Source organism: Bacteroides propionicigenes (assembly GCF_018390535.1).
GTDB classification, from domain to species: domain Bacteria; phylum Bacteroidota; class Bacteroidia; order Bacteroidales; family Bacteroidaceae; genus Bacteroides; species Bacteroides propionicigenes.
Genome location: NZ_JAHBBW010000034.1, coordinates 1 through 1211, shown reverse-complemented (window position 1 = coordinate 1211; position 1211 = coordinate 1). Strand labels below are relative to the sequence as shown.

The 1211-nt window shown below is 43.9% G+C and carries 2 protein-coding genes; both read right to left on the bottom strand.

The features are described from left to right. Positions 1-353: UpxZ family transcription anti-terminator antagonist (locus KG118_RS17345; protein ID WP_213388597.1), on the bottom strand; the 353-nt coding region annotated here is incomplete at its 3' end. 56 nt (positions 354-409) lie between these two features. Beyond that, entirely contained in the window at positions 410-946 is a 537-nt protein-coding gene (locus tag KG118_RS17340) for a UpxY family transcription antiterminator (protein WP_213388596.1), read from the bottom strand. Between the last annotated feature and the right edge of the window lie 265 nt (positions 947-1211).

The window sequence follows — 1211 nt, the reverse complement described above, 5'->3', positions numbered from 1 at the left end:
TCATCGTAAACCTCACCATAGCAAGCCGTAAGCAAACGGAGTTTCAACAATGAAGCGGGAAGAGCTTCAAGAATATCCCAACAGCGGTTCAAAATCTCCTGAATATGTTCCTGCTTTTCACCGTGGTCGATAAATGAAGCATTATAACCCATCAGAAGAGCAAGGCAGACATTAGCCTGTTCTTCGACGGTAGAACCTTTGACACCGGAATTATACAAAGCTGTAGTCAGACGGTAAACCTCACCATTGCGACGGGAAAGGTCATCGCTGTAGACGGGACTTCCGTCCATACCCAAATACATCAGGTCGTGCGCGGCACGCTGAAGGGCAAGAGTTTCTTCAGAAAGAGACATAATGAATTATAAATTATGAGTTATGAATTGACAACTGTAAAATTATCTACTATCAACTATTTGATGACTTCTATCAGTTCAGGGTGGATGGTAGCCATGGCAACGGCAATGACACCCTGAATCTCGATGACAACACGGCGGTCGCGCGCTCCTTTCACCTTCAGAAAAACACCCTCCTGACCTTCGAAGTCACCGCCGGTGATGCGAACCCTGGCACCTTTGGATAAATTCAACTCTTCAGGTTGGAAGTACAGGAGCTGGTCACTATAGCTACCGGCTACAGCGATGAAACGCCGCATCTCATTATCCGGGATGATGATTTTCTGACCGCTGCGGGTATCGGTGATATATTGCAAATAAGTGACTTTAGACTTTACACGTTTCAAATCAGAAAGACAGGCATGGACAAAAATCAGGTTGTGTATGACAGGAACCAGAATACGAACCTTCCTGCCTTTCTTCACCGTTACCTTATACTGCATGGGGACAAAACAGTCCAGATTCTCCTTCTCAAGCAAGCGTACGGCATCAGGCTCTCTGCGGTAGGTGGCACGCATGGCATACCATAATTCGGTCTCTTTCTCTGTTTCCATTTATATGCCTGTTTCAGAAAAGGGCATTCTCCCGGGGCTTTGAAACCCTTGCATATGCTTGAATTCCAATCAATTGCAGACACTCTATGTAGAATACGGCAAGTATTGTGTCCCTCTTACCTGTGGATTTTTTGTAGTTGTACATTAGTGTACGGGTAAACTACTGTAAACAAACGGATTATAACACAAAAACTGTTTTTTAGACGTTCGTTTAAAAAACGTCAAAATTTCAGAAAGACATAGGGAAAGGAATACCTAAAAAATA